The organism is Apibacter sp. B2912, assembly GCF_009827835.1.
Taxonomy (GTDB): domain Bacteria; phylum Bacteroidota; class Bacteroidia; order Flavobacteriales; family Weeksellaceae; genus Apibacter.
This window is the reverse complement of record NZ_WINV01000002.1, coordinates 627,689-647,674: the sequence shown is the minus strand read 5'-3', so window position 1 is coordinate 647,674 and position 19,986 is coordinate 627,689. Positions and strand designations below refer to the sequence as shown.

The window sequence follows — 19,986 nt, the reverse complement described above, 5'->3', positions numbered from 1 at the left end:
TATAAGTTTTAATAAGAAACAGATTAATAAAAATTAATCCTTCATACTATAAACAAATAGATATATTTTCGAATTTTTTAAAAATAAATTGAATAATCAGTAACAAAAAGATAAAGTAAAAAGAATTACTTTATAAATCAGATTTGAAATTTATCCTTAACAATTTGAACCATTTTATTATAGGTTTCTTCTTTGCTTAAATGAGTGTTATCGATAAGAATGGCGTCTGCGGCCTGAGTTAATGGTGACACCGATCGGCTGCCATCAATGTAATCTCTTTGCTTAAGATTTTCTTGAACCTCTTCTAAAGAAATGTTTTTGTGTTGATTTTTATATTCAGTGAATCTTCTTTTAGCTCTTTCTTCTATACTGGCAGTAATAAAAAATTTTAAATCAGCATTAGGAAATACGACCGTTCCAATATCTCTACCATCCATAACAATCCCGCCGTTTTTTCCTATATTTCTCTGTTGTTTTACTAAATATTCTCTTACTTCAGGTATTTTTGCCACCCATGAAACATGTTCAGATATGTCAAAAGCACGAATTCTATTTTCAACATTTTTTCCATTAAGATAAATTTCATTGGTATTGGAATCAGAATTTAGCTTAAAGTCCAAATGAATATCATTTAAATGGGTTAGTAAAGTTAGCTCATCTATAGTATTATTTTTATAAAAATTTTCAATAGCATATAAAGTTACAGCTCTATACATTGCACCGGTGTCTATATGAATCCATCCAAATTCTTTGGCTAACATTTTTGCATAGGAGCTTTTACCGGTGGAAGAATAACCATCTATGGCAATTATAGGTTTTATCTTGTTGTTTTTCATGTTATTACCAGTCATAACGAGGGGCAAACATATTTTCCAAGTCTATACGTAGTCCAAATGTATTGGTGTTTCCCGCAGCATTATATCGCCCCCAAGCGTAATCAAAGCGAAAATATGAAATTTTCACACCAAAACCAAGAGTTAAACCGGCAAATGAACGTTGATCTTCGATTGCCAATTCATTACCTCTCTTAAAATTATATCCGGCTCTGAGGTTGAATCCTGACTCGGGAAATAATTCGGCGCCTAACGAAATATGATCTATAATTTTTCTTCCTCCATTGATCTTTTCTCCCTTTTTATTAGTTGGTGAAGAAATATCAAATTTTTGTAAGTCATGTAAGGTAAGAGTTAACTCCATCGGTAATTTTTCGAATCGTTGCGAGATTCCTAAATTTGCTTGAATGGGCAATTTTTCTCTTCTATCATTATAATAAGTTAATTGTCCACCAAAATTTCTAACCACAGCAGAAACGGTAGTATAGTAGTCAATATCGTGAAATACCACCCCAAGATCAGCCAAAAGAGCGGAAGAGGTATAACTTTCAATTTTACTGGTAACATAAGATAAATTTCCGCCCACCGCAAAGAAATCAGAGATATTATAGGCATAACCCAAAGTTACTGCTGCGTCTTTTGCTGTAAATTTTCCGGTTACATTTCCAATTTCATCGGCGGCTTTAAGATCTCCATAATCTACATATCTTCCATGAAGGGAAAAAAAGTGCTTATTTTCTTTAGGATTATAAACATAGGAAACAGCTCCCAATTTGACATCTGCAAGATAAGAGGAATAATTTATTCCCGCTTGGTTATGCATTTTATCGTTCATCATTGCCGGATTGAACATAGCCATATTAGGATCATTGTCCCAAGAAGAGTTAGCATTACCTCCTAAAGCTGCTTGACGGGCAGATACGGTCATATTCATAAAAGTATATATTTCTTGCCCGTTTTGAGAATAGACAATGGAGTATAAACTAATGAATATAATTAGTATAAATTTATGCAATAGACGCATTATAGTAAAAATTACAAGAAAATAAATCAGGTACGCTTGATGGTACTTTTTTGTAATTATAAACTATGAATCTGTCAATTTATTGTATGGGGCTACTAATAACCTAAAAGATCTAAAATTTGCTTATAGTTTTGTTCCTCTCGAAACACTTCATAAGTAAATTCGCCGTCTTTATTTTTATTGATCAAAATATGTTTTGGCTGCGGAACTAGACAATGGTGCACGCCTCCGAACCCGCTAATGGCATCTTGATAAGCTCCTGTATTGAAAAAACCTATATATAAAGGTTTTTCTTCACTGAAAATAGGAAGATAAATGGCATTAACGTGCTGTTCAGAATTGTAGTAATCATCGCTATCACAAGTAAGACCTCCTAAGAAAACCCGTTCATAGGAATCTTCCCAACGATTGATAGGAAGCATGGTAAAACGACGAGAAATAGCCCAAGAATCAGGTAATGTTGTCATAAAAGAACTGTCAATCATATCCCATTTTTCCCGATCATTTTGTCTTTTTTGACTTAAAATTTTGTAAACAATCCCTCCACTTTCTCCAACTGTGAATGAACCAAATTCGGTATATAAAGTAGGTTCTTCTACTCCTTCTTCTTCACAGAATTTTTTTATTTGGTAAGTAATCTCATTGACCATATAATAATAGTCGTAATCAAAATTTAAAGAATTTTTTATAGGAAAACCTCCTCCTATATTGAGCGAATCCACTTCGGGTGCGATTTTTTTCAATCGAGCATAAACTCGCAAACATTTATAAAGTTCGTTCCAATAATAGGAAGTATCTTTAATACCCGTGTTGATAAAGAAATGCAACATCTTTAAACGAGCAAAAGGATGATTTTGGATTTTTTGAGCATAAAAGGGAACAATATCTTTATATCCGATTCCCAAACGAGAAGTATAAAACTCAAATTTAGGTTCTTCTTCAGAAGCAATTCGAATACCTATATTAAAATTAGTATCTATGCTGTCGGAAAGTCGATCGATTTCTCTGAAATTATCCAATACAGGTAATATGTTAGAAAATCCGCCGTTAATCATTTCCGAAATAATTTTTAAATATTCATCGGTTTTGAATCCGTTGCAAACAACTTCTATATTTTTATCGACAATTCCTTTATCGTATAATCTTCGTATAATTTCCATATCGTTTGAAAAAGAAGTTTCCAAACTAATTTTATTTTTTAAAGCTTCTTCAACCACGAATGAAAAATGACTTGATTTCGTACAATAACAATATCTATATTCATTATTGTAATTATTTTCCTTAAAAGCCTTTTTAAACCATTTTTTGGTTTGTTGTATGTTTTGCGATATTTTAGGTAAATAATTGAACTTAAAAGGAGTTCCGAATTTTTCAATTAAGTCCATTAAAGGGATGTCATGAAATAATAAATTTCCGTTATCAACCTTAAATTCGGGCTGTGGAAAATCAAAAGTTTGTTGAATTAAATCGTGATACTTTATTTTCATTTTAAATAGTGGAAAAAAATCTGATTACAAATATCTATAAATTTACTAGTTAATAAATGCTTTTTTAAAAAAATTAATAATTTTTTCCATCAAATATTAGATTTTAAAAATATTTTAACAATTTTAAGTTATCATTTATCAAATTCAGAAAATATTTTTTTATTGAGAATAATTATAAAAAACTGTTTATTAGCTCTTCATGCAAAACACCTTCACAAATTTGGCGAACTTCTCCGGTCATTCTTATTTGCCAATGATCATCAATTTCTATTTTAAGTTCCCCTCCGGGCATTTTAATGGTTACTTTATTATTTATTAACCCTTTTTTTCTTAATACACCGGCTACCGCACAAGACGAACTCCCTGAGGCTAAGGTGAAACCGGCTCCTCTTTCCCAAATTAATATTTGAACTTCATCTCTATTCAGTACTTTTGCAAATTGAACATTTATACGGTTAGGAAATTTTGAAAACGTTTCAATTTTAGGGCCGTATTTTTTTATTTCCTCACTATCTAAATTTTCTTTGAGAATCACACAATGTGGATTTCCTACAGAAACACAATTGATTAGAAACTCTTGATCATCGATAGTAATACGTTCATCTTGTACTTCTTCCGAATTAAAGGAAGTGGGTATTTGTTTTGAATCAAAAATGGCATGACCCATATCTACTGTTATTAAAGCAGCCCTCTCATTTAAAGTTTCTTGTATGGTTGCACGAACTTTTCCTCCTTTGGTATCTACTGTAAATTCCTTTTGAGGAATAATTTTATAATCGTATACATACTTGCAAAAAATTCTTAATCCATTTCCGCTTTTTTCTGCTTCGGAACCATCCGGATTAAAAATTTTCAGACCTATGTCAGCCGTTTCTGACTTTGTTTTTACTAATATTCCATCAGAACCTATTCCGAAGTTTACGTTACAGATTTTTTGAATGGCTTTTTCAGTTAAAGGAAAAGTAATAGCATCTTCATTGATTACTATGTATTCGTTACCCAAACCTTGGGATTTAATAAAAGAGTTTTTTTCCATCAGAACGGATTTTTTTTAATTAATAAGATGGTATTTGAGCATAAATATAAAATTTATTTTAATTCATGTTCTAAATTTTTACTTTTTAAATTTTTGATTGTGCTGTAGAGGTGACTATTGATTTAAAATTAAATTAAAGCCCTTTACATAAAAGCATCAATTGAAATCTTATTTACTAATTTTCGGAGTAAGAAATAAAGCAGAGAAATATATTATGATTGTTTAATCCACTTGAAAATTTCTTTTAAAGTTACTTTTTTTCCATACATAAGTATTCCAATCCTATAAATTTTACTTGCAATAAAAACCATTACTAATACCGATCCGACCATGGTAATAATTGATACTGCCAATTGCCAACCCGGTATTCCATAAAAGGATCGGGTAACCATAGCCATAGGAGAGGTAAAAGGAATAATGCTTAACCAAAAAGCCACAGGTCCTTCCGGATTGTTTATGATACTTATGCATCCATAAGCACCTAAAAGTAAGGGGATTACAATTATTGGGATAAATTGTTGAGTTTCTGTATCATTATCCACGGCTGCTCCAATGGCTGCAAAAAAAGAACTGTAAAATAAATATCCCGTAAAAAAGAAGAAAAGAAAAACGAAAATAATTAACGGATAGTTAAGATTGAAAAGGGCATTAATAGTGTCGCTAATTTGAATTTGCATTTCTTGATTAAGAATATTTCGTAAATCATTTTGTTGAATGGAAAGCGTTAATTCATGTCCTAATATCAGTTTACCCATACTAAGAAGGAGCAGGGTCATTCCAATCCATATACAAAATTGAGTTAAAGCAATTAAGGTTGTACCCAATATTTTTCCCATCATTAATTCGAAAGGTTTAACGGATGAAATAATTATTTCAACCACCCTGTTATTTTTTTCTTCCATAATGCTTCTCATCACACGTGTACCGTAAATAATAAAAAACATAAGATTTACATACATTAATGACAAAGAAAGGATTTCTTTAATTAAGTGGTTATCCTCTGATTTGCCTTCTTTAATATTAGTAATTTGTAAGGATATTTTGGAATTAATTTTATCTATATCGGATTGGTTTATTCCTAATAATTTTCTTCTTTTTTCTTCAATTTTTTTATTGATGGTTTCTTCTAATGAATAGATAAGGTTTTTGTTCAGATTTTTGTTTGTATAAAGTTGGATATGATCTTGCAAATTATTTAATAGAGAATCTTTGGTTTTGGGTATATACAAGATAGCATCTAATGAATTACTTTGTGCTAACGAATCTTTTAAAGCTTGTAAATCATTTTCTGTATAAAAATTAAAGATATTTTTTTCATTACTCTTGAAATCAGGATAAAATTCATGGGTTGAATCAATGATTGCAATACGTGAATTGCTTTCATTAATTTTAATCATAAAACCAATGATTGCTACGGCTAGGATTACTAATATCGGAGCAAAAAAAGTAATAAGAACAAAAGATTTTTTTCTTGCCTGAGTAAGAAATTCTCTTCTCATTACCAAAAAGATATTTCTCATAGATTTTTTGAATTTACAGCATTAATAAAAACTTCATTCATACCGGGGATTTCTTCATAAAAAGAAAGGATTGTTCCTTTAGATGAAAGTTCTGATAAAAGGGATTTTGAGCTCTCCCGGTCGGTTAGCTTAATTGAAAATGAATATTCATTATCCATTTTTATTAAATTTTCGATCGGATGATTAGATAATAGATGTTCAATATCATGGGATTGTATATCAGTAATCCTGATATTAAATTTTCCTTGTTTAAATTTATGTCTGATATCTTTAACCGAACCATCTAAAATTTTTTTTGAATTATGGATAAGAGCAACATAATCACAAAGTTCCTCAACAGATTCCATTCGATGAGATGAAAATAAAATGGTAGTCCCTTTTTCTTTAAGCTCTAGAATTTCATCTCTTATAAGATTGGCATTTACCGGATCAAATCCGCTGAAAGGCTCGTCAAAAATTAATAATTCGGGATTATGCAATACAGTAACCACAAATTGAATTTTTTGAGCCATTCCTTTGGATAATTCGCTCAATTTTTTATTCCACCATTTTTCAATTTTTAGTTTATCAAACCAATATTCTAAACGCGACTTGGCCTCCGTTTTATTCATGCCCTTGAGCTGGGCTAAATAAATTGCCTGTTCGCCAATTTTCATGTTTTTATACAGTCCTCTTTCTTCAGGCATATAACCTATATGTGAAATATGTTTGGGTTGTAGAGGCTCTCCATTAAAATAAATTGTACCGCTGTCCGGCTTAGTGATTTGATTAATGATTCTTATAAACGTAGTTTTTCCGGCACCGTTAGGACCTAAAATTCCATAGATACTGCCTTTAGGAATTTTTATGTTGAAGTTATCTAAGGCAATTTTGTCTTCATAAGTTCGGGTAACATTTTCAGCTACAATAAAATAATCCATTTTTGAGTTGTATTATTTATTCAATCACAAATAGCAAATGTACTATTTTTATAGAAATTTGTTTATGTTAAATACTTTATATTTGCCCCTAAAATAAAGTATGATTAAGTTTTAATTTTAAACTTAGTTGTAATACACATTTATTTGACTATATGAAGAATTTTCCGGTTTATATTTTTTTGTTTTTTCAAATATTTATGTTCTCTCAGAATTTAGAGATGAAATATTATCTACCGGATCATCCTCATTCCCGTGTTTATAAAATTTTAAAAATGGTTAAAAAGAACGAAAAAATTAACCATCCTAACCATTTAAATTCTTATAATTATTTTTTATATACTAAATTCTATATTGATGATTTTAGTAATGTTATGCATAGTATGAATAGTGATTCATCTGAGATTGCTAAGTTAGAGAAAAAGGAATATATATTTTTAGGAGAGCGGGTGATGAAATGCAGATATGACACAAGATACGGGAAAAAAAATATAATTTTAGCCGATCAGGTTTCGGGCTTTAAAAAACCTTTTTATGAGTTGTTTTCTGAACCTTTTTTTCAAGAAGAATTTCCTAATCTTTTCAAGAATAAATTCAATTCCTATAATTTTAAATTAATTGACAGTATTGTAATCGATACTAAAAAAAATTACATTATTTCATTCGGATCCAAAAAAAACTTGTTAGTAAATGGGAGCAGGGGAACATTGTATATTGACGCTAAAAGTTTTGCAGTAGTTAAATATTCAGGGGAAGAATATAACTCAAATTATACTCGTTATTTTGAATATCAATGGAAATCGTTCAAAGGAATATGGTATTTAAAGTCTAAAACCAATAAAATAAGAATAAGTACCATTGATATTACCAAATTTTTGACAAATTCCAACAAGGAACAAAAATTTTTGTTTTCTCCCTGGATAGTTATCGAGATGACAACGTCTCATTTTACATCCAATAAGTCTTTTACAAGAAAAGATTTTAGAGGATATGAATATGAATTGGAAAAAGATTTTAATACAAATACGGAATCTAAAATTAAAAATTTTCGTAAAACTCCTTTAACGCAACGAGAAAAGATTACCTATGCAAATTCCAGCTTTTTTAATGCGTTACCCATTGAAAAAAATGTTCGTCTTTTGAATTCGGTAAAAAATTGGAAATTACCTTTAGGTAAAGTGGATTTAAATGTATTGAATTTGATGAATTATAATGATTATGAAGGATTTAGGTTTCAGTTAGGAGGAAAAACCAATTACAAGTTTAGTAAAAATATATCCATACTCGGATATCTTGCCTTCGGGACGAAAAGCACTAACAGTAAAGGTGCGTTGGGAATGGATCTTAATGTAAACAAAAAAAATAATGGAAAAATAAAGCTCTTAGGATACTCTGATGTAAATCCGTTTTCTAAAACTATTAATAGATTTCCTAATCGTGAGGAACAAATAAAGGACGAATTAAATTACATTCAAAATTCAATTTTTTATACTTACAGAGGAGGAAAGCTCGCTTATGAACAAGATATAGTAAAGAAAGTTACTGCTTCGGTGGAAGCGAATTATGAAGTTCAAAAATCGGATTATGAATATTCATTTAAATCTTATACGCCTTCTCATAAATATACGTTATTTTCAACTTCTTTACATCTTAAATACACACCATTTGCTAAATACCTGATGACTCCGGAAGGAAAAATGACGTTAGAAGATAAGCCCGTTTATTTTTATTTTGATTATACCAAAGGGTGGAAAACTTTAGGAGCTGATTTCAACTATGATCGTTTTGACTTAGCTGCTCATATATCTGTAACTAATCCAATAGGGGAGAGTTCCTTAGTTATGAATTCCGGATATATTTTCGGAAAAACGGTTTTATGGAATAATTATGGAAGTTTTGGTAATGCGAAAGTAGGGAAATCAATAGGAAATAGATTTTCAATGAAAGGCTATCGATCACTGGAAACCTTAGCACCCGGAGAGTTTTATGCGGATAAATATGTGGCTTTTTTCTTAACTCATTCTTTTAAAGACATAAATTTTATAGGAAACAGTAAGTTGCAATTTTCTTTAGTTTATAATGGATTACTAGGAAATATGAATCATAAAGAAATCCATAAATTAACTTCTTTTTCAGTTCCCGACAACTATTATCAAGAAGTTGGAATGGAGCTTAATAAGCTAATTTACTATTTTGGATTGGGAATTTATTATAGAATGGGAGCCTATCACCTTCCTACTTTCGATAAAAATTTATTTCTTAAATTAACTTTTAGTCTCTTTTAAATAGCATATTTCTTTAGATTTAATTATAAAATGCTATTTTTGTGTAGTTAATTTTATCATAATATCCAAATGAAAAGCTATATTTTTTTATTACTTTTTTTTATATGTATTTCTTTTAAAGCCCAGCAAATCATTATTAAAGTAGATTCAGCTACCGGGGGAAAGCTGATTATTAATGCTGATGAAGAAATATTGAAAATGGTTAGTGAAGATGAATTATGCAAAAAATTTGGAGACACCACGCGAGAATCTAAACCTATTTCTTCCACCGATAAAAAACCGGTGAATAGGCCTGTTTCTCCTGAAAACATTTGTGGCAGACGTAACGATATACCCGGTTTTATGATCAAAGTTGGAGAAGCTAAAACAGAGAAGGAAATTAATACGTTGACTACAGAATTTAGAAAGTTATTCCCTGAGTTACGGGTTGAAAAAAGTTATTTACGTCCTGATTGGAGACTTTTGGCCGGAGATTATTTTAAGAGAGAATCAGCAAAATCTGATTTAAAAAGAATTAAAAGGAATTTTCCTTCCGCCTTATTAGTTAATTGGAGAATTTATTGTAACCGAGCAAAATAATTTTTTTTAATAAAAAATATAAAACAAAAAGGGCTTATTATTAAGCCCTTTTGCATTTTAAATTATATTTCTTTTCCTTCTTGATCGTAATATTCAAAGAGGAAATCATTATAAGGAAATCGTTGGGTATGGATATCTTTAACTTGATTATAAATAATTTTCTTCAATTCTTCATAATTTTCTTTAGTTAAAGCAGAAATAAAAACACTAGGATATTTGGATTTAGCCATCCATGTTTTTTTCCAATCGTCTAACGAATAATTTCTTTTGGTAACCGGTGTTAGATCATCTTCATCTTTTCTTTCATAAGAAAAATTATCAATTTTATTAAATACCATTATTGTTGGTTTATCTGCAGAACCTATTTCAGCCAATATGGTATTAACGGAATTAATATGATCTTCAAAGCTGGGATGAGAAATATCAACCACATGGATCAAGAGATCAGCCTCTCTCACTTCATCTAACGTTGATTTAAACGACTCTACCAGCTGAGTAGGTAATTTTCTTATAAAGCCGACTGTATCAGTTAGTAAAAAAGGAAGATTACCTATTACAACTTTTCTTACAGTTGTGTCTAGTGTTGCAAATAATTTATTTTCGGCAAAAACTTCAGATTTACTCAACACATTCATTAAGGTAGATTTTCCTACATTAGTATATCCAACCAAAGCTACTCTAACTAATTTTCCTCGATTGTTTCGTTGAGTTGACATTTGCTTATCAATCGATTTTAATTTTTCTTTAAGCAAGGATATTCTGTCTCTGATAATACGTCGGTCGGTTTCAATTTCAGTTTCTCCAGGTCCTCTCAATCCAATACCTCCTTTTTGACGTTCCAGGTGAGTCCACATACGAGTTAAGCGAGGAAGAAGATATTCATATTGAGCAAGTTCCACTTGTGTTCTGGCATAGGATGTTTCTGCTCGTTGAGCAAAAATATCTAATATAAGATTCGTACGGTCAATAATTTTCCTGTCTAATTCTTTTTCTATATTTTTAAGTTGAGAAGGAGTCAGTTCATCATCGAAAATAATTGTATCGACTTCATGTTCTTTAGCATAACTATTAATTTCTTCCAACTTTCCTTTTCCTACAAACGTTCTTGAATGTGGCTGATCCAGCTTTTGCGTAAATCTTTTATAAACTACAGCTCCGGCTGTATTTGCCAAAAACTCCAATTCATCCATGTATTCATTTAACTTTTCTTCATCTTGGTTTTGAGTAATCAATCCGATTAGAATAGCTTTTTCATATAATGCTTCTTTTTTTTCTAACATATAAAATTAATCTGCTTTAAACTCGATTTATTTATCAAATGTATTGTTTTTTAATAATGTGTAATACTATTAAATTTTATAAGGTATGTGTAATTACTGCATAATGTGATTTAACATAACAGATATCTTTCAATAATTATACAATTTTTTTAATTCTGTGTTTTTACTGAATAGTACAATGGGTCCTAAGAGAAATTTTTTCTAATTAGTAATTAAATATAAAAGTAAATCGAAAAAAAACATGTTTGCAATCAACTAATGATTAACAGGATGAAATGAGCAAGTAAGAGTATGATCATTAACCACTCCAACTGCCTGTAAAAATGCATAAATAATAGTTGTACCCACAAATTTAAATCCACGCTTTTTTAAATCTTTCGAAATACTATCGGAAAGTTGAGTTGAAGCGGGAACTTGTTTAATGGTCTCCCAGTGGTTGCAAATAGGTGTGTGGTTGACAAAGTTCCATAAATAATTGCTAAAACTTCCGAATTCATTTTGCACGTCCATATATTTTTGTGCATTGATTATGGCAGCTTTAATTTTCAATTTATTTCTAATAACACCTTCATTGAGAAGTAAACGATCCATTTTTTCCTGAGTATATTGTGAAATTTTTTTATAATCAAAATGGTCAAAAGCTTCACGAATACTCTCTCTTTTTTTTAATACCGTAATCCAACTAAGACCGGCTTGAAATCCTTCAAGTAAAAGAAATTCAAATAGTAATCGGTCATCATATACCGGTTTGCCCCATTCCTCATCATGATATTTTTTGTATATGTCATCAGATCCTACCCATTCGCATCGAATTATTTCTCTTTCCATACTAATTTATATTAATGTAAGATGCAAATATAGATATTTATATAGGTATCTGATAATTATCGATTGCTGACTTTTGCATTTTGTTTTTTCTCTTCTTCCAATAGTTGCTCAATGGTTTTTCTAGGCTCGTTTTTATTATAGGGAAAGACATCCGGAAATATATCTTGCCATTTTTTTAATCTTTCGTCATCTCTCCATTCAAAGTCAGGTAAATATCTGTTTTGCTTGGGAAGCTTACTTTCAGGGTATAATTTTGATTCTGCACTGAGCTGACAAGAAACAATATCCATTTTGCGTTCAACAAACTCACCTTGTAAAATTCCACATACAGATATGCTGATTCCCGTCCGTTGTTTACCTTTCGTTTTAGATTCTTCTTCTACATAAGTGATGGATTCGGCATTACCTTTTAAATCTACTAAATGAAGCTCTTCATTTTGAAAATAGGCATGAAGCATTCTTCCTTTTGCTTGATTGAATTCCAATTTAGGACTTAATGAATCTACTTTGCTAATTACAAAAGCATGAGATCTGCCATAAATGGAATCAATGGCTTGACTGGAACTATTTAAATGCGCAGAAAGAGTGTCTGCGGTTAATTGTCTTCCTCCTGTTGACCAAAATATGGGTTTTTTATAAAAATCAATTCTTCCAATGGTTTCTTGATACACCAGAGAATCACTTTTTCCGGAAACATTCGATTTGAATAGCCTTCCGTTATGGTACCCCCGAATGGTAGTTTTTTTATCTTTTCCTTGAATGGCAATCAAGGTATCGGAATGAATGTATAAAGAATCTTTAGTAAATGCTTTTACCATATAAGGCCTTCCTGTAATCATTGCAGAATCCTTAAATTGATATACTTCAGCATATTCACCGATTAAAAATCTTTTTTCTTTAGGTTCTTCCAGTTTAACGTTTTTAATTCCTCTACCAAAACCTTTTATTTCATCAAAAAATAAATCATTGCCGGATAATATTTTCCCTTGGTAATAAACCTTTCCGTCATTTTTTAAATCGGATTGTTTGGTTTTGGTATTGTAAGAACCTGTACTTCCCGTTACGTAAACCGTAGGATCTTTTTTATTGGTTATGCGAGTAAATTTAGTAAATGTTGCAATTTCATTTTTAGCATCATATTTAATATCAGACCCTTCTAATATATATTCCGGAGATTCTAACGTAGAATTATCCCCTAATTCAATTCGGTTGTCTTTAACAAAATATTTTCCAACTTTTGTATGAGTTATATTTTCGCCTTTATAAACTGTTCCCCAATTGTCAAAATAGGCAACATCCCGATTGGCATCATAGATCATTTCCTCGGTTTCAACCGTTTGATCGGGGGTAACTAATTTTACGTTATGATAGGCGATGGCATTTCTGGTTATTCCATTATAAGTCAATTTTTTACAATTCAAGGTAGATTGTTTATCCCTAAAAAAAACATTTCCTCTTGCTTCAATAAAATTTTTATCGCTAAAATAAATGATTGAATCTGCTTCTAAATGAGAAGTTTCGTGTTCTGCTATGACATGTCCTGAATAAACAATATTTCCGTTAAATACATGTTCATTCACTTCTTCCATGTCGGCATTGATAAGATTTATGGGTTTGGGATTATCCTTTTTGGAAGGAGCCGGAGGGGTAACTTGAGAAAATAAAAATACACCTGTGAATATAAAGAAAATAAAAAATATAATTTTTAAATTCATTTACTTGCTTTTCTTTTTTGCGTAAAAATATAAAGAATGACTTTCGATTTCAATATTAAATATTTTTTCTAAAGAATCTTTAATTGTTTGAAGTCTAGGATCACAAAATTCAATAACTTCTCCCGAATCCATCATTAAGATATGATCATGTTGCTTAGCAAAATATGATTTTTCATATAAAGCTTGAAGTCCTTCTCCAAATTGATGTTTTCGGACTAACTTGGCATCTAAAAGAATTTCAATGGTATTATAAATAGTGGCTCTACTCACTCTATAATTTTTTTCTTTCATTCTCATATACAGCCAATCGATATTGAAATGTTCATCCGTTGAATAGATCTCCTCAACGATAGCAAATCTTTCAGGAGTTTTTCTATGTCCTCGATCTTCTAAATATTTTATAAAAACATCTTTAACAATTTCAAAATTTTTATTTGCAGTATCTGTACTCATGTTATAGAATAGGTAATATGCAAATTTAGCAAATTAATTACCTTAATCATACTTTCTTATAACATAATTTAGAATGATTTCCTAAACAAAATAAATATTTTTTTTATGGAATAATTTATTTATTCAAAAAAAAATATAAATAAATCCTTTTGTTTGTCTAAAATATTTAAAAAAAAATAAATTTTAGTACAGTTTTTGTTTAATAAAGAATAATATTAAATACTTAAATTTTTATAACTGTTTTATAAATATGCAACTAGTTCTAACAAATAATATAAAAAAGCAATTATTTATTTTTTTTAATGCTATTAATTTACTTTTGTTTAGTTGTCAGACCAATCAATCACAAGAAAAGAAAACGGATATAATGAGAAAAAAATTAGAGAAAATTACATTAGGAGGAGGATGTTTTTGGTGTTTAAGTCCTTGTTTTGAAATGTTAAACGGTATTACTAAGGTAACGGCAGGATATTCCGGAGGAAAAAAAGAAAATGCTAATTATAAAGATGTTTGTACGGGCACTACGGGACATGCGGAAGTAATTGAAATTGAATACGATCCTGAAGAAATTTCTTTTTCAGAAATATTAGATGTTTTTTGGTTTTTACATGATCCGACTCAATTAAACAGACAAGGAAATGATATTGGCACTCAATATAGATCTGTTATCTTTTATAGAAACGAAGAACAAAAAATTCTTGCTCAAGAATCTTTAAAAAAATCAGAATCTTCTGACTTATGGAAAGGTAAATATGTGACAGAAATAGTACCTTTTAAAGAATTTTATCCGGCTGAAGATTATCACCAAAGATATTACGAACAAAATCCAAATCAACCTTATTGCAGCTATACCATTGCACCTAAAATCCAAAAATTTAAAGCGCGATTTAATTATAAATTGAAAGCAGAATATCAAAAAAGAAATGTGGATAAAAATCAAGCGTAAGAAATTCACAATGTAAAAAAAATGTAGTTAGAATTAATTTAAATTATTTTAATTATAGAAAAAAATATTTATAATTTTAATAAAAATAAATCTAAAATATCTATATCAATTTAATTTATTTTTATAAATAATTAGTCTTTTTATAAAAAATTACGTGTTATTTTATCATGTATTATTTTGATTATATACTTTTTTTAAAAAAAATTAAATTATTTTTTTAGAAAAAAAATTATATATTTGCTTGGCAAAAAACAATATGTCGCTTAGTTCTAAAATTGTAGAAGAAGCTATCACATTTGATGATGTTTTGCTTATTCCTTCTTATTCAGAGATTTTACCTTCTCAAGTAAATTTAAAAACCCAGTTAACTAAAAGAATTCAATTAAACATTCCAATAGTTTCAGCAGCTATGGACACTGTAACTGAATCAGTTTTAGCCATTGCTTTGGCCAGAGAAGGAGGTCTTGGATTTATTCACAAAAATATGCCGATAGATCAACAGGCTGTTGAAGTTAACAAAGTAAAGAGGTCAGAAAACGGCATGATCTCCAATCCCATTACCTTAAGTCGAAACCATACCTTACAGGATGCGCTTATGCTAATGAGAGAATATAAAATATCCGGTTTGCCTGTAATAGAAGAAGATGATACCTTAGTCGGAATAATTACCAATAGAGATATTAAATATCAATCGGATTTAAATCAGAAAGTAGAAGATGTCATGTCCAAAGAACATATTATCACTTCTTCAAAAAATACTTCTTTGGAACAAGCCAAGCAAATATTATTAAATAATAGGATAGAAAAGCTTCCTATTATAGATGATCACAACAAATTAATAGGGTTGATTACCATAAAAGATATTGATAATTTGTTGGAATATCCCAATTCATGTAAAGATTCTGAAGGAAGACTTAGAGTGGGAGCTGGTGTAGGAGTAGGAGATGATACCTTAGAAAGAGTCGAAGCATTAGTAAAAGCGGGAGTGGACATAATTGCGGTAGATTCCGCTCATGGACATTCAATCAATGTATTAAATAAAATCAGAGAAATCAGAGCTTCTTTTCCCGATTTAGATATTGTTGGTGGAAATATAGTTACCGCACAAGCGGCAAAAGATTTAATAGAAGCTGGAGCCAATTCATTAAAAGTGGGTGTAGGTCCCGGATCTATATGTACCACAAGAGTAGTAGCGGGAGTGGGAGTGCCACAATTATCTGCCATATATAATGTCTATGAATATGCAAATCAGCATCATATACCGGTAATTGCAGATGGAGGAATTAAACTTTCGGGAGATATAGTTAAAGCTATATCCAGCGGTGCATCCTGTGTCATGCTGGGATCTTTATTTGCCGGAACCGATGAAGCGCCCGGAGATGAAATTATTTTTCAAGGAAGAAAGTTCAAAAGTTATCAAGGTATGGGTTCAATTTCTGCCATGAAAAGAGGAAGCAAAGATCGTTACTTCCAATCGGGAACAAAAAAATTAGTACCGGAAGGAATTGAAGGGAGAGTTCCTTATAAAGGAAAGTTATCCGATGTGGTTTATCAATTATGTGGAGGAATTCGTGCAGGTATGGGATATTGCGGTACAGAAGATATAGTAAAATTGCAAAAAGAAAGTAAAATGGTTAAAATTTCTTCAGCAGGACTAAAAGAAAGTCATCCTCACGATGTTATAATTACTCAAGAAGCACCAAATTATTCTAATTAAAAAAAATATAATATTTTGTTAAAATTTTGGCATAGGTTTTGTCGTTTACTATGGTGTATAAAAATAATATAATAATTATGAAAAAAGTACTTTTATTGTTTACTATTTTTTTAGGTAGTATAGCAATATCAAATGCACAGATTGTAACTACACCACAAACTTCGGCTAACGTAGGTTCTACACCAATTCAAAAAGGAAGCTGGTTGACCGGAGCAGGTATTACAAATCTCGGCTATGATTTCGAAAACAAAGGATTTTCATTTAATTTAACTCCTAGAGTTGGGTATTTTCTTTCTCATGGAATAGCCGTTGGTGCAGCTATAGATTTCGGGGCAGTATTTCAAGACGATGAAAAACCTATTTGGAACTATGGGGTTATGCCTTTTGTAAGGTATTACTTCCCTGAAGGTGCTAAAGAAACCGGAAGATTTTTTGCTGAAGGTGATGTTGGATTCAAAGGAGCAGCAGTTAACGGAAGCTCAGACAGTGGATTTGCCTTTGGTGTAAATGTGGGTTACGCTCATTTTATTACCCGTTCTGTAGCGTTAGAAGGTACAATCGGATATAACTATGCAGCTGCAATTCAAAATATTAACAACGGAAACAAACAAAGTGGTTTAGGTTTTGGTTTAGGATTTCAAATTTATATTCCACAATCCAAATAATTTAGCTGCTGTTAAAAAAAATTAAAACTCCTAGAAAATAGGAGTTTTTTTTATGAAACAAAGTCAGTTGCCACCGGTTTAATGAATTAAATATTACTAGTTTATTTTATACTATATTTAATTACAAAAGAAATAAACTAACAATATATTATCGTTTTATTGAAAGTAAATGGAATATTAACATTATTATAGCGAAAAAACTACCTACACTAATCACACCGGTCCAATTATAAATTTCAAAAGCATAGGCGGAAATAAAGGTTCCCAGTGATCCACCGATAAAATAACTGGTCATATAAATAGTATTAACACGATTACCTGCTTCCGGGTGATTTGAAAAAATAATAGATTGATTAGTAATTTGGGTAGATTGCACCCCAATATCAATTAATATAATCCCAATAGTTAAACCCAAATAAGAATAACCTCCATAGTAGAATATAATCCATGAAAGTAAAATTAATAATGCAGTAAAAACAAGTATTGTATTTTTATTGAATTTAGATATAACTTTTCCCATGAGGGCAGCAGCCAGAGCTCCAAATGCACCTACTAAGCCAAATTTTCCGGCTATATTACTTGCTGTTCCGTCGCTTAAATGAAAATTTTCTTCAAGATGAAAAACCAAAGGAGTCCAAAAAGCACTTAAAGAAGCAAAACTAAGTCCTCCTCGTAAAGCGGCAGAGCGTAATGATGAATCTGTTTTAAAAAGCTCAACGAGTGAAAGCATTAACTTTTTATAATTTCCTTTAAAATTCGGGTAGATTTCCGGTAAATTAAAATATATCAAAAGATACACAACCCCCATTAATATAGCTGCGATATAAAACATTTCTCTCCATCCTAAAATATCGCCGATATATCCACTTAAAACCCTCGATCCCAATATACCGATGAGTAATCCGCTCATCACAAATCCAACGGCTTTAGGTTTATCTTCCGGAGCTGCCAAAGTTGCAGCCATGGGTATAAACAATTGAGGAATTACAGAAGTAAAGCCTATTATAAAACTTATGGGAAATAATAATTCTATGGAAGGACTGACAGCCATAGCTAATAAACTACCAATAATGAATATAAAATCAATAAGAATAATTTTTTTTCTACGAAACATGTCACCTAAGGGAATCAGAAAAAATAGTCCACAGGCATAGCCGATTTGCGTGAACATGGTTATACCGCTTATTTTTGATTCACTGACATTAAAATCTTTGGCCATTAAACCCAATAGTGGTTGGTTATAATAGTTATTTGCTACTACTAGTCCTGAACTAATAGCCATCAGCCAAAGTATTTTAGGAGTAAGTTTTGGTTGAGAAAGGTCCATTGGTTATTAATAGTGTTTAATTCATAAAAATATTAAATTAATTTTAAGTATATGAAATTTTTTATGAATGAATTATAAATACGATAATAATTGAAACTTTAATTTTAATATTTTAATGAATTTTAAAGAAATTTAAGAAGATTTAAAAGGAAACGTTTTTAGTTAGCAGATCTTAATTATATTTAGGGGTATTCATTTATTGTCACATTATGAAACTAGCTACCAATAAAGAAATTTGAAATGTGTACGAATATAGTTATTTTTGTACATTCAATACTAAATTATGGGCAAGGATAAACTTCGTAAATTTGCTGAAAACAAGACTTTTAATAATGTAATACAGCCTACGAGAGATGAAATACTTTCTAATTTTCATTATAAAGGTAAATGGAAAGAAGAATTTTTTAAAAATGATAATCCCATAATCATTGAATTGGGTTGTGGAAAGGGCGAATATTCCGTTGGTTTAGCGCAACATTTTCCTGATAAAAACTTTTTAGGAATAGATATTAAAGGAGCACGTTTTTGGAGAGGAGCAAAAACAGCCATAGAACAACAAATAAAAAATGTTGGTTTTTTGCGCACTCAAATTGAATTAATTGAACATGTATTTTCTCCCGGAGAAGTAGATGAAATATGGATAACATTTCCGGATCCACAAATTAAATATAAAAGGACAAAGCACCGATTAATAAATTCTATTTTTCTTGAAAAGTATAAAAGAATTATGAAAGAAGGAGGTAGTATCCATTTAAAAACGGATAGTGAATTTTTACATGGTTATGCCAACGGATTAATACATGGTTTGGGATATACCGTGTTATCTTCTCACCATGATATTTATGGAGCGCCGGAATACGAATTACCTTCTTACGTAAGAGAAATAAAAACTTTTTATGAGAATATGTTTTTAAAAGAAGGTAAACCTATCACCTATTTGAATTTTAAAATATAACTATAAACGGAATTTCATGCTATATGATTAACCTATTATAAATATCTTAACTAGATACTCTAAATGTAAATTATATATAATAAAAAAAGGATTGTTATTCAATCCTTTTTTATGTTATTATAATATTATTGTATAAATATTTTAATCACAAAGTATTATACCTTTATTATTATTAAATTCTAATAATCCGCTCTTAATAGTGAATGTTTGGTATTTGCCATCATTCTTTAATTTAGTAGCGTTGGAAGAAGAACTTACATTTTCAAGCTTAATGATTCCGGGTTCAAGAGTAGAAACAATAGAAGCATGGTTTTCCAACATTTGAAATTCACCCAATGAACCGGGAACTGTTATAGATGAAACTTCACCGTCAAAAATAACCTCTTCCGGAGTAAGTATTTGTATTTTCATCAAAATAA

At 30.3% G+C, this 19,986-nt stretch carries 18 protein-coding genes; 6 read left to right on the top strand and 12 right to left on the bottom strand.

Going from position 1 to position 19,986, the window contains the following annotated elements:
• Positions 1 to 137: 137 nt before the first annotated feature.
• From cmk to GFV01_RS06095, 6 genes are all read right to left on the bottom strand, one after another.
• The gene (gene cmk, locus GFV01_RS06120) at positions 138 to 836 is read right to left on the bottom strand and encodes a (d)CMP kinase (RefSeq protein ID WP_185150328.1); all 699 of its coding nucleotides are present in this window, start codon (positions 834 to 836) and stop codon (positions 138 to 140) included.
• A 4-nt stretch (positions 837 to 840) separates the two neighbouring features.
• A complete protein-coding gene (gene porQ, locus GFV01_RS06115) occupies positions 841 to 1,857 on the bottom strand; it encodes a type IX secretion system protein PorQ (RefSeq protein ID WP_160565606.1) in 1,017 nt (338 codons plus the stop codon).
• A 95-nt stretch (positions 1,858 to 1,952) separates the two neighbouring features.
• Positions 1,953 to 3,344: an arginine decarboxylase gene (locus tag GFV01_RS06110; protein ID WP_160542388.1), complete on the bottom strand. Its 1,392-nt coding sequence runs from the start codon at positions 3,342 to 3,344 to the stop codon at positions 1,953 to 1,955.
• A 172-nt stretch (positions 3,345 to 3,516) separates the two neighbouring features.
• Complete coding sequence (gene dapF, locus GFV01_RS06105; RefSeq protein WP_160565605.1) at positions 3,517 to 4,380, bottom strand: diaminopimelate epimerase; 864 nt, start codon at positions 4,378 to 4,380, stop codon at positions 3,517 to 3,519.
• Between the two features lie 212 nt (positions 4,381 to 4,592).
• On the bottom strand, positions 4,593 to 5,900 hold the full coding sequence (locus GFV01_RS06100; protein ID WP_160565603.1) for an ABC transporter permease: 1,308 nt from the start codon (positions 5,898 to 5,900) through the stop codon (positions 4,593 to 4,595).
• Entirely contained in the window at positions 5,897 to 6,820 is a 924-nt protein-coding gene (locus tag GFV01_RS06095; protein WP_160565600.1) for an ABC transporter ATP-binding protein, read from the bottom strand. The genes GFV01_RS06100 and GFV01_RS06095 overlap by 4 nt, the downstream gene beginning before the upstream one ends.
• A 197-nt stretch (positions 6,821 to 7,017) precedes the next feature.
• Between GFV01_RS06095 and GFV01_RS06090 the strand changes: the two genes are divergently transcribed.
• On the top strand, positions 7,018 to 9,102 hold the full coding sequence (locus GFV01_RS06090) for a DUF5686 family protein (RefSeq protein WP_160565598.1): 2,085 nt from the start codon (positions 7,018 to 7,020) through the stop codon (positions 9,100 to 9,102).
• A 69-nt stretch (positions 9,103 to 9,171) separates the two neighbouring features.
• Positions 9,172 to 9,681 carry an SPOR domain-containing protein gene (locus tag GFV01_RS06085; protein WP_160565596.1) on the top strand — a complete coding sequence of 170 codons (510 nt, stop codon included), beginning with the start codon at positions 9,172 to 9,174 and terminating at the stop codon, positions 9,679 to 9,681.
• Between the two features lie 62 nt (positions 9,682 to 9,743).
• Here GFV01_RS06085 and hflX read toward each other — a convergent pair whose 3' ends face one another.
• The 4 genes from hflX to GFV01_RS06065 all read right to left on the bottom strand — a co-directional run bounded on the left by hflX (position 9,744) and on the right by GFV01_RS06065 (position 13,957).
• A complete protein-coding gene (hflX, locus tag GFV01_RS06080; protein ID WP_160565594.1) occupies positions 9,744 to 10,961 on the bottom strand; it encodes a GTPase HflX in 1,218 nt (405 codons plus the stop codon).
• Between the two features lie 255 nt (positions 10,962 to 11,216).
• Positions 11,217 to 11,789, bottom strand: a complete 573-nt coding sequence (locus GFV01_RS06075) for a DNA-3-methyladenine glycosylase I (protein WP_160565592.1) — start codon at positions 11,787 to 11,789, stop codon at positions 11,217 to 11,219.
• Positions 11,790 to 11,845: 56 nt separating this feature from the next.
• Positions 11,846 to 13,504: an OstA-like protein gene (locus GFV01_RS06070; protein ID WP_160565590.1), complete on the bottom strand. Its 1,659-nt coding sequence runs from the start codon at positions 13,502 to 13,504 to the stop codon at positions 11,846 to 11,848.
• Positions 13,505 to 13,957 (bottom strand): Fur family transcriptional regulator, encoded by a 453-nt coding sequence (locus tag GFV01_RS06065; RefSeq protein ID WP_105297069.1) that lies wholly within the window; start codon positions 13,955 to 13,957, stop codon positions 13,505 to 13,507.
• A 367-nt stretch (positions 13,958 to 14,324) separates the two neighbouring features.
• Between GFV01_RS06065 and msrA the strand changes: the two genes are divergently transcribed.
• From msrA to GFV01_RS06050, 3 genes are all read left to right on the top strand, one after another.
• Entirely contained in the window at positions 14,325 to 14,903 is a 579-nt protein-coding gene (msrA, locus tag GFV01_RS06060; protein WP_255448174.1) for a peptide-methionine (S)-S-oxide reductase MsrA, read from the top strand.
• Between the two features lie 256 nt (positions 14,904 to 15,159).
• Positions 15,160 to 16,620, top strand: a complete 1,461-nt coding sequence (guaB, locus tag GFV01_RS06055; protein WP_160565588.1) for an IMP dehydrogenase — start codon at positions 15,160 to 15,162, stop codon at positions 16,618 to 16,620.
• A 77-nt stretch (positions 16,621 to 16,697) separates the two neighbouring features.
• Positions 16,698 to 17,285 carry a hypothetical protein gene (locus GFV01_RS06050; RefSeq protein ID WP_105297090.1) on the top strand — a complete coding sequence of 196 codons (588 nt, stop codon included), beginning with the start codon at positions 16,698 to 16,700 and terminating at the stop codon, positions 17,283 to 17,285.
• A gap of 148 nt (positions 17,286 to 17,433) precedes the next feature.
• On the opposite strand, the gene GFV01_RS06045 is transcribed toward GFV01_RS06050, so the two are convergent.
• Positions 17,434 to 18,612: an MFS transporter gene (locus tag GFV01_RS06045; RefSeq protein WP_160565586.1), complete on the bottom strand. Its 1,179-nt coding sequence runs from the start codon at positions 18,610 to 18,612 to the stop codon at positions 17,434 to 17,436.
• Between the two features lie 283 nt (positions 18,613 to 18,895).
• On the opposite strand from GFV01_RS06045, the gene trmB reads away from it, so the two are divergent.
• Positions 18,896 to 19,567, top strand: coding sequence for a tRNA (guanosine(46)-N7)-methyltransferase TrmB (trmB, locus tag GFV01_RS06040; RefSeq protein WP_160565584.1), 672 nt, complete (start codon positions 18,896 to 18,898; stop codon positions 19,565 to 19,567).
• A gap of 141 nt (positions 19,568 to 19,708) precedes the next feature.
• Here the strand turns inward: trmB and GFV01_RS06035 are convergent, their stop codons facing one another.
• Positions 19,709 to 19,978, bottom strand: a complete 270-nt coding sequence (locus GFV01_RS06035; protein WP_160542374.1) for a F0F1 ATP synthase subunit epsilon — start codon at positions 19,976 to 19,978, stop codon at positions 19,709 to 19,711.
• Positions 19,979 to 19,986 lie beyond the last annotated feature (8 nt).

What these genes read in the sequence shown, in the direction of transcription:
- GFV01_RS06050 (WP_105297090.1), top strand. Translation starts at nt 16,698, where the DNA reads ATGAAAAAAGTACTTTTATTGTTTACTATTTTTTTAGGTAGTATAGCA.
- trmB (WP_160565584.1), top strand. Translation starts at nt 18,896, where the DNA reads ATGGGCAAGGATAAACTTCGTAAATTTGCTGAAAACAAGACTTTTAAT.
- cmk (WP_185150328.1), bottom strand. Translation starts at nt 836, where the DNA reads ATGAAAAACAACAAGATAAAACCTATAATTGCCATAGATGGTTATTCT.
- GFV01_RS06090 (WP_160565598.1), top strand. Translation starts at nt 7,018, where the DNA reads ATGTTCTCTCAGAATTTAGAGATGAAATATTATCTACCGGATCATCCT.
- GFV01_RS06045 (WP_160565586.1), bottom strand. Translation starts at nt 18,612, where the DNA reads ATGGACCTTTCTCAACCAAAACTTACTCCTAAAATACTTTGGCTGATG.
- GFV01_RS06110 (WP_160542388.1), bottom strand. Translation starts at nt 3,344, where the DNA reads ATGAAAATAAAGTATCACGATTTAATTCAACAAACTTTTGATTTTCCA.
- GFV01_RS06075 (WP_160565592.1), bottom strand. Translation starts at nt 11,789, where the DNA reads ATGGAAAGAGAAATAATTCGATGCGAATGGGTAGGATCTGATGACATA.
- GFV01_RS06100 (WP_160565603.1), bottom strand. Translation starts at nt 5,900, where the DNA reads ATGAGAAATATCTTTTTGGTAATGAGAAGAGAATTTCTTACTCAGGCA.
- hflX (WP_160565594.1), bottom strand. Translation starts at nt 10,961, where the DNA reads ATGTTAGAAAAAAAAGAAGCATTATATGAAAAAGCTATTCTAATCGGA.
- GFV01_RS06085 (WP_160565596.1), top strand. Translation starts at nt 9,172, where the DNA reads ATGAAAAGCTATATTTTTTTATTACTTTTTTTTATATGTATTTCTTTT.
- porQ (WP_160565606.1), bottom strand. Translation starts at nt 1,857, where the DNA reads ATGCGTCTATTGCATAAATTTATACTAATTATATTCATTAGTTTATAC.
- msrA (WP_255448174.1), top strand. Translation starts at nt 14,325, where the DNA reads ATGAGAAAAAAATTAGAGAAAATTACATTAGGAGGAGGATGTTTTTGG.
- GFV01_RS06035 (WP_160542374.1), bottom strand. Translation starts at nt 19,978, where the DNA reads ATGAAAATACAAATACTTACTCCGGAAGAGGTTATTTTTGACGGTGAA.
- GFV01_RS06070 (WP_160565590.1), bottom strand. Translation starts at nt 13,504, where the DNA reads ATGAATTTAAAAATTATATTTTTTATTTTCTTTATATTCACAGGTGTA.
- guaB (WP_160565588.1), top strand. Translation starts at nt 15,160, where the DNA reads ATGTCGCTTAGTTCTAAAATTGTAGAAGAAGCTATCACATTTGATGAT.
- GFV01_RS06065 (WP_105297069.1), bottom strand. Translation starts at nt 13,957, where the DNA reads ATGAGTACAGATACTGCAAATAAAAATTTTGAAATTGTTAAAGATGTT.
- dapF (WP_160565605.1), bottom strand. Translation starts at nt 4,380, where the DNA reads ATGGAAAAAAACTCTTTTATTAAATCCCAAGGTTTGGGTAACGAATAC.
- GFV01_RS06095 (WP_160565600.1), bottom strand. Translation starts at nt 6,820, where the DNA reads ATGGATTATTTTATTGTAGCTGAAAATGTTACCCGAACTTATGAAGAC.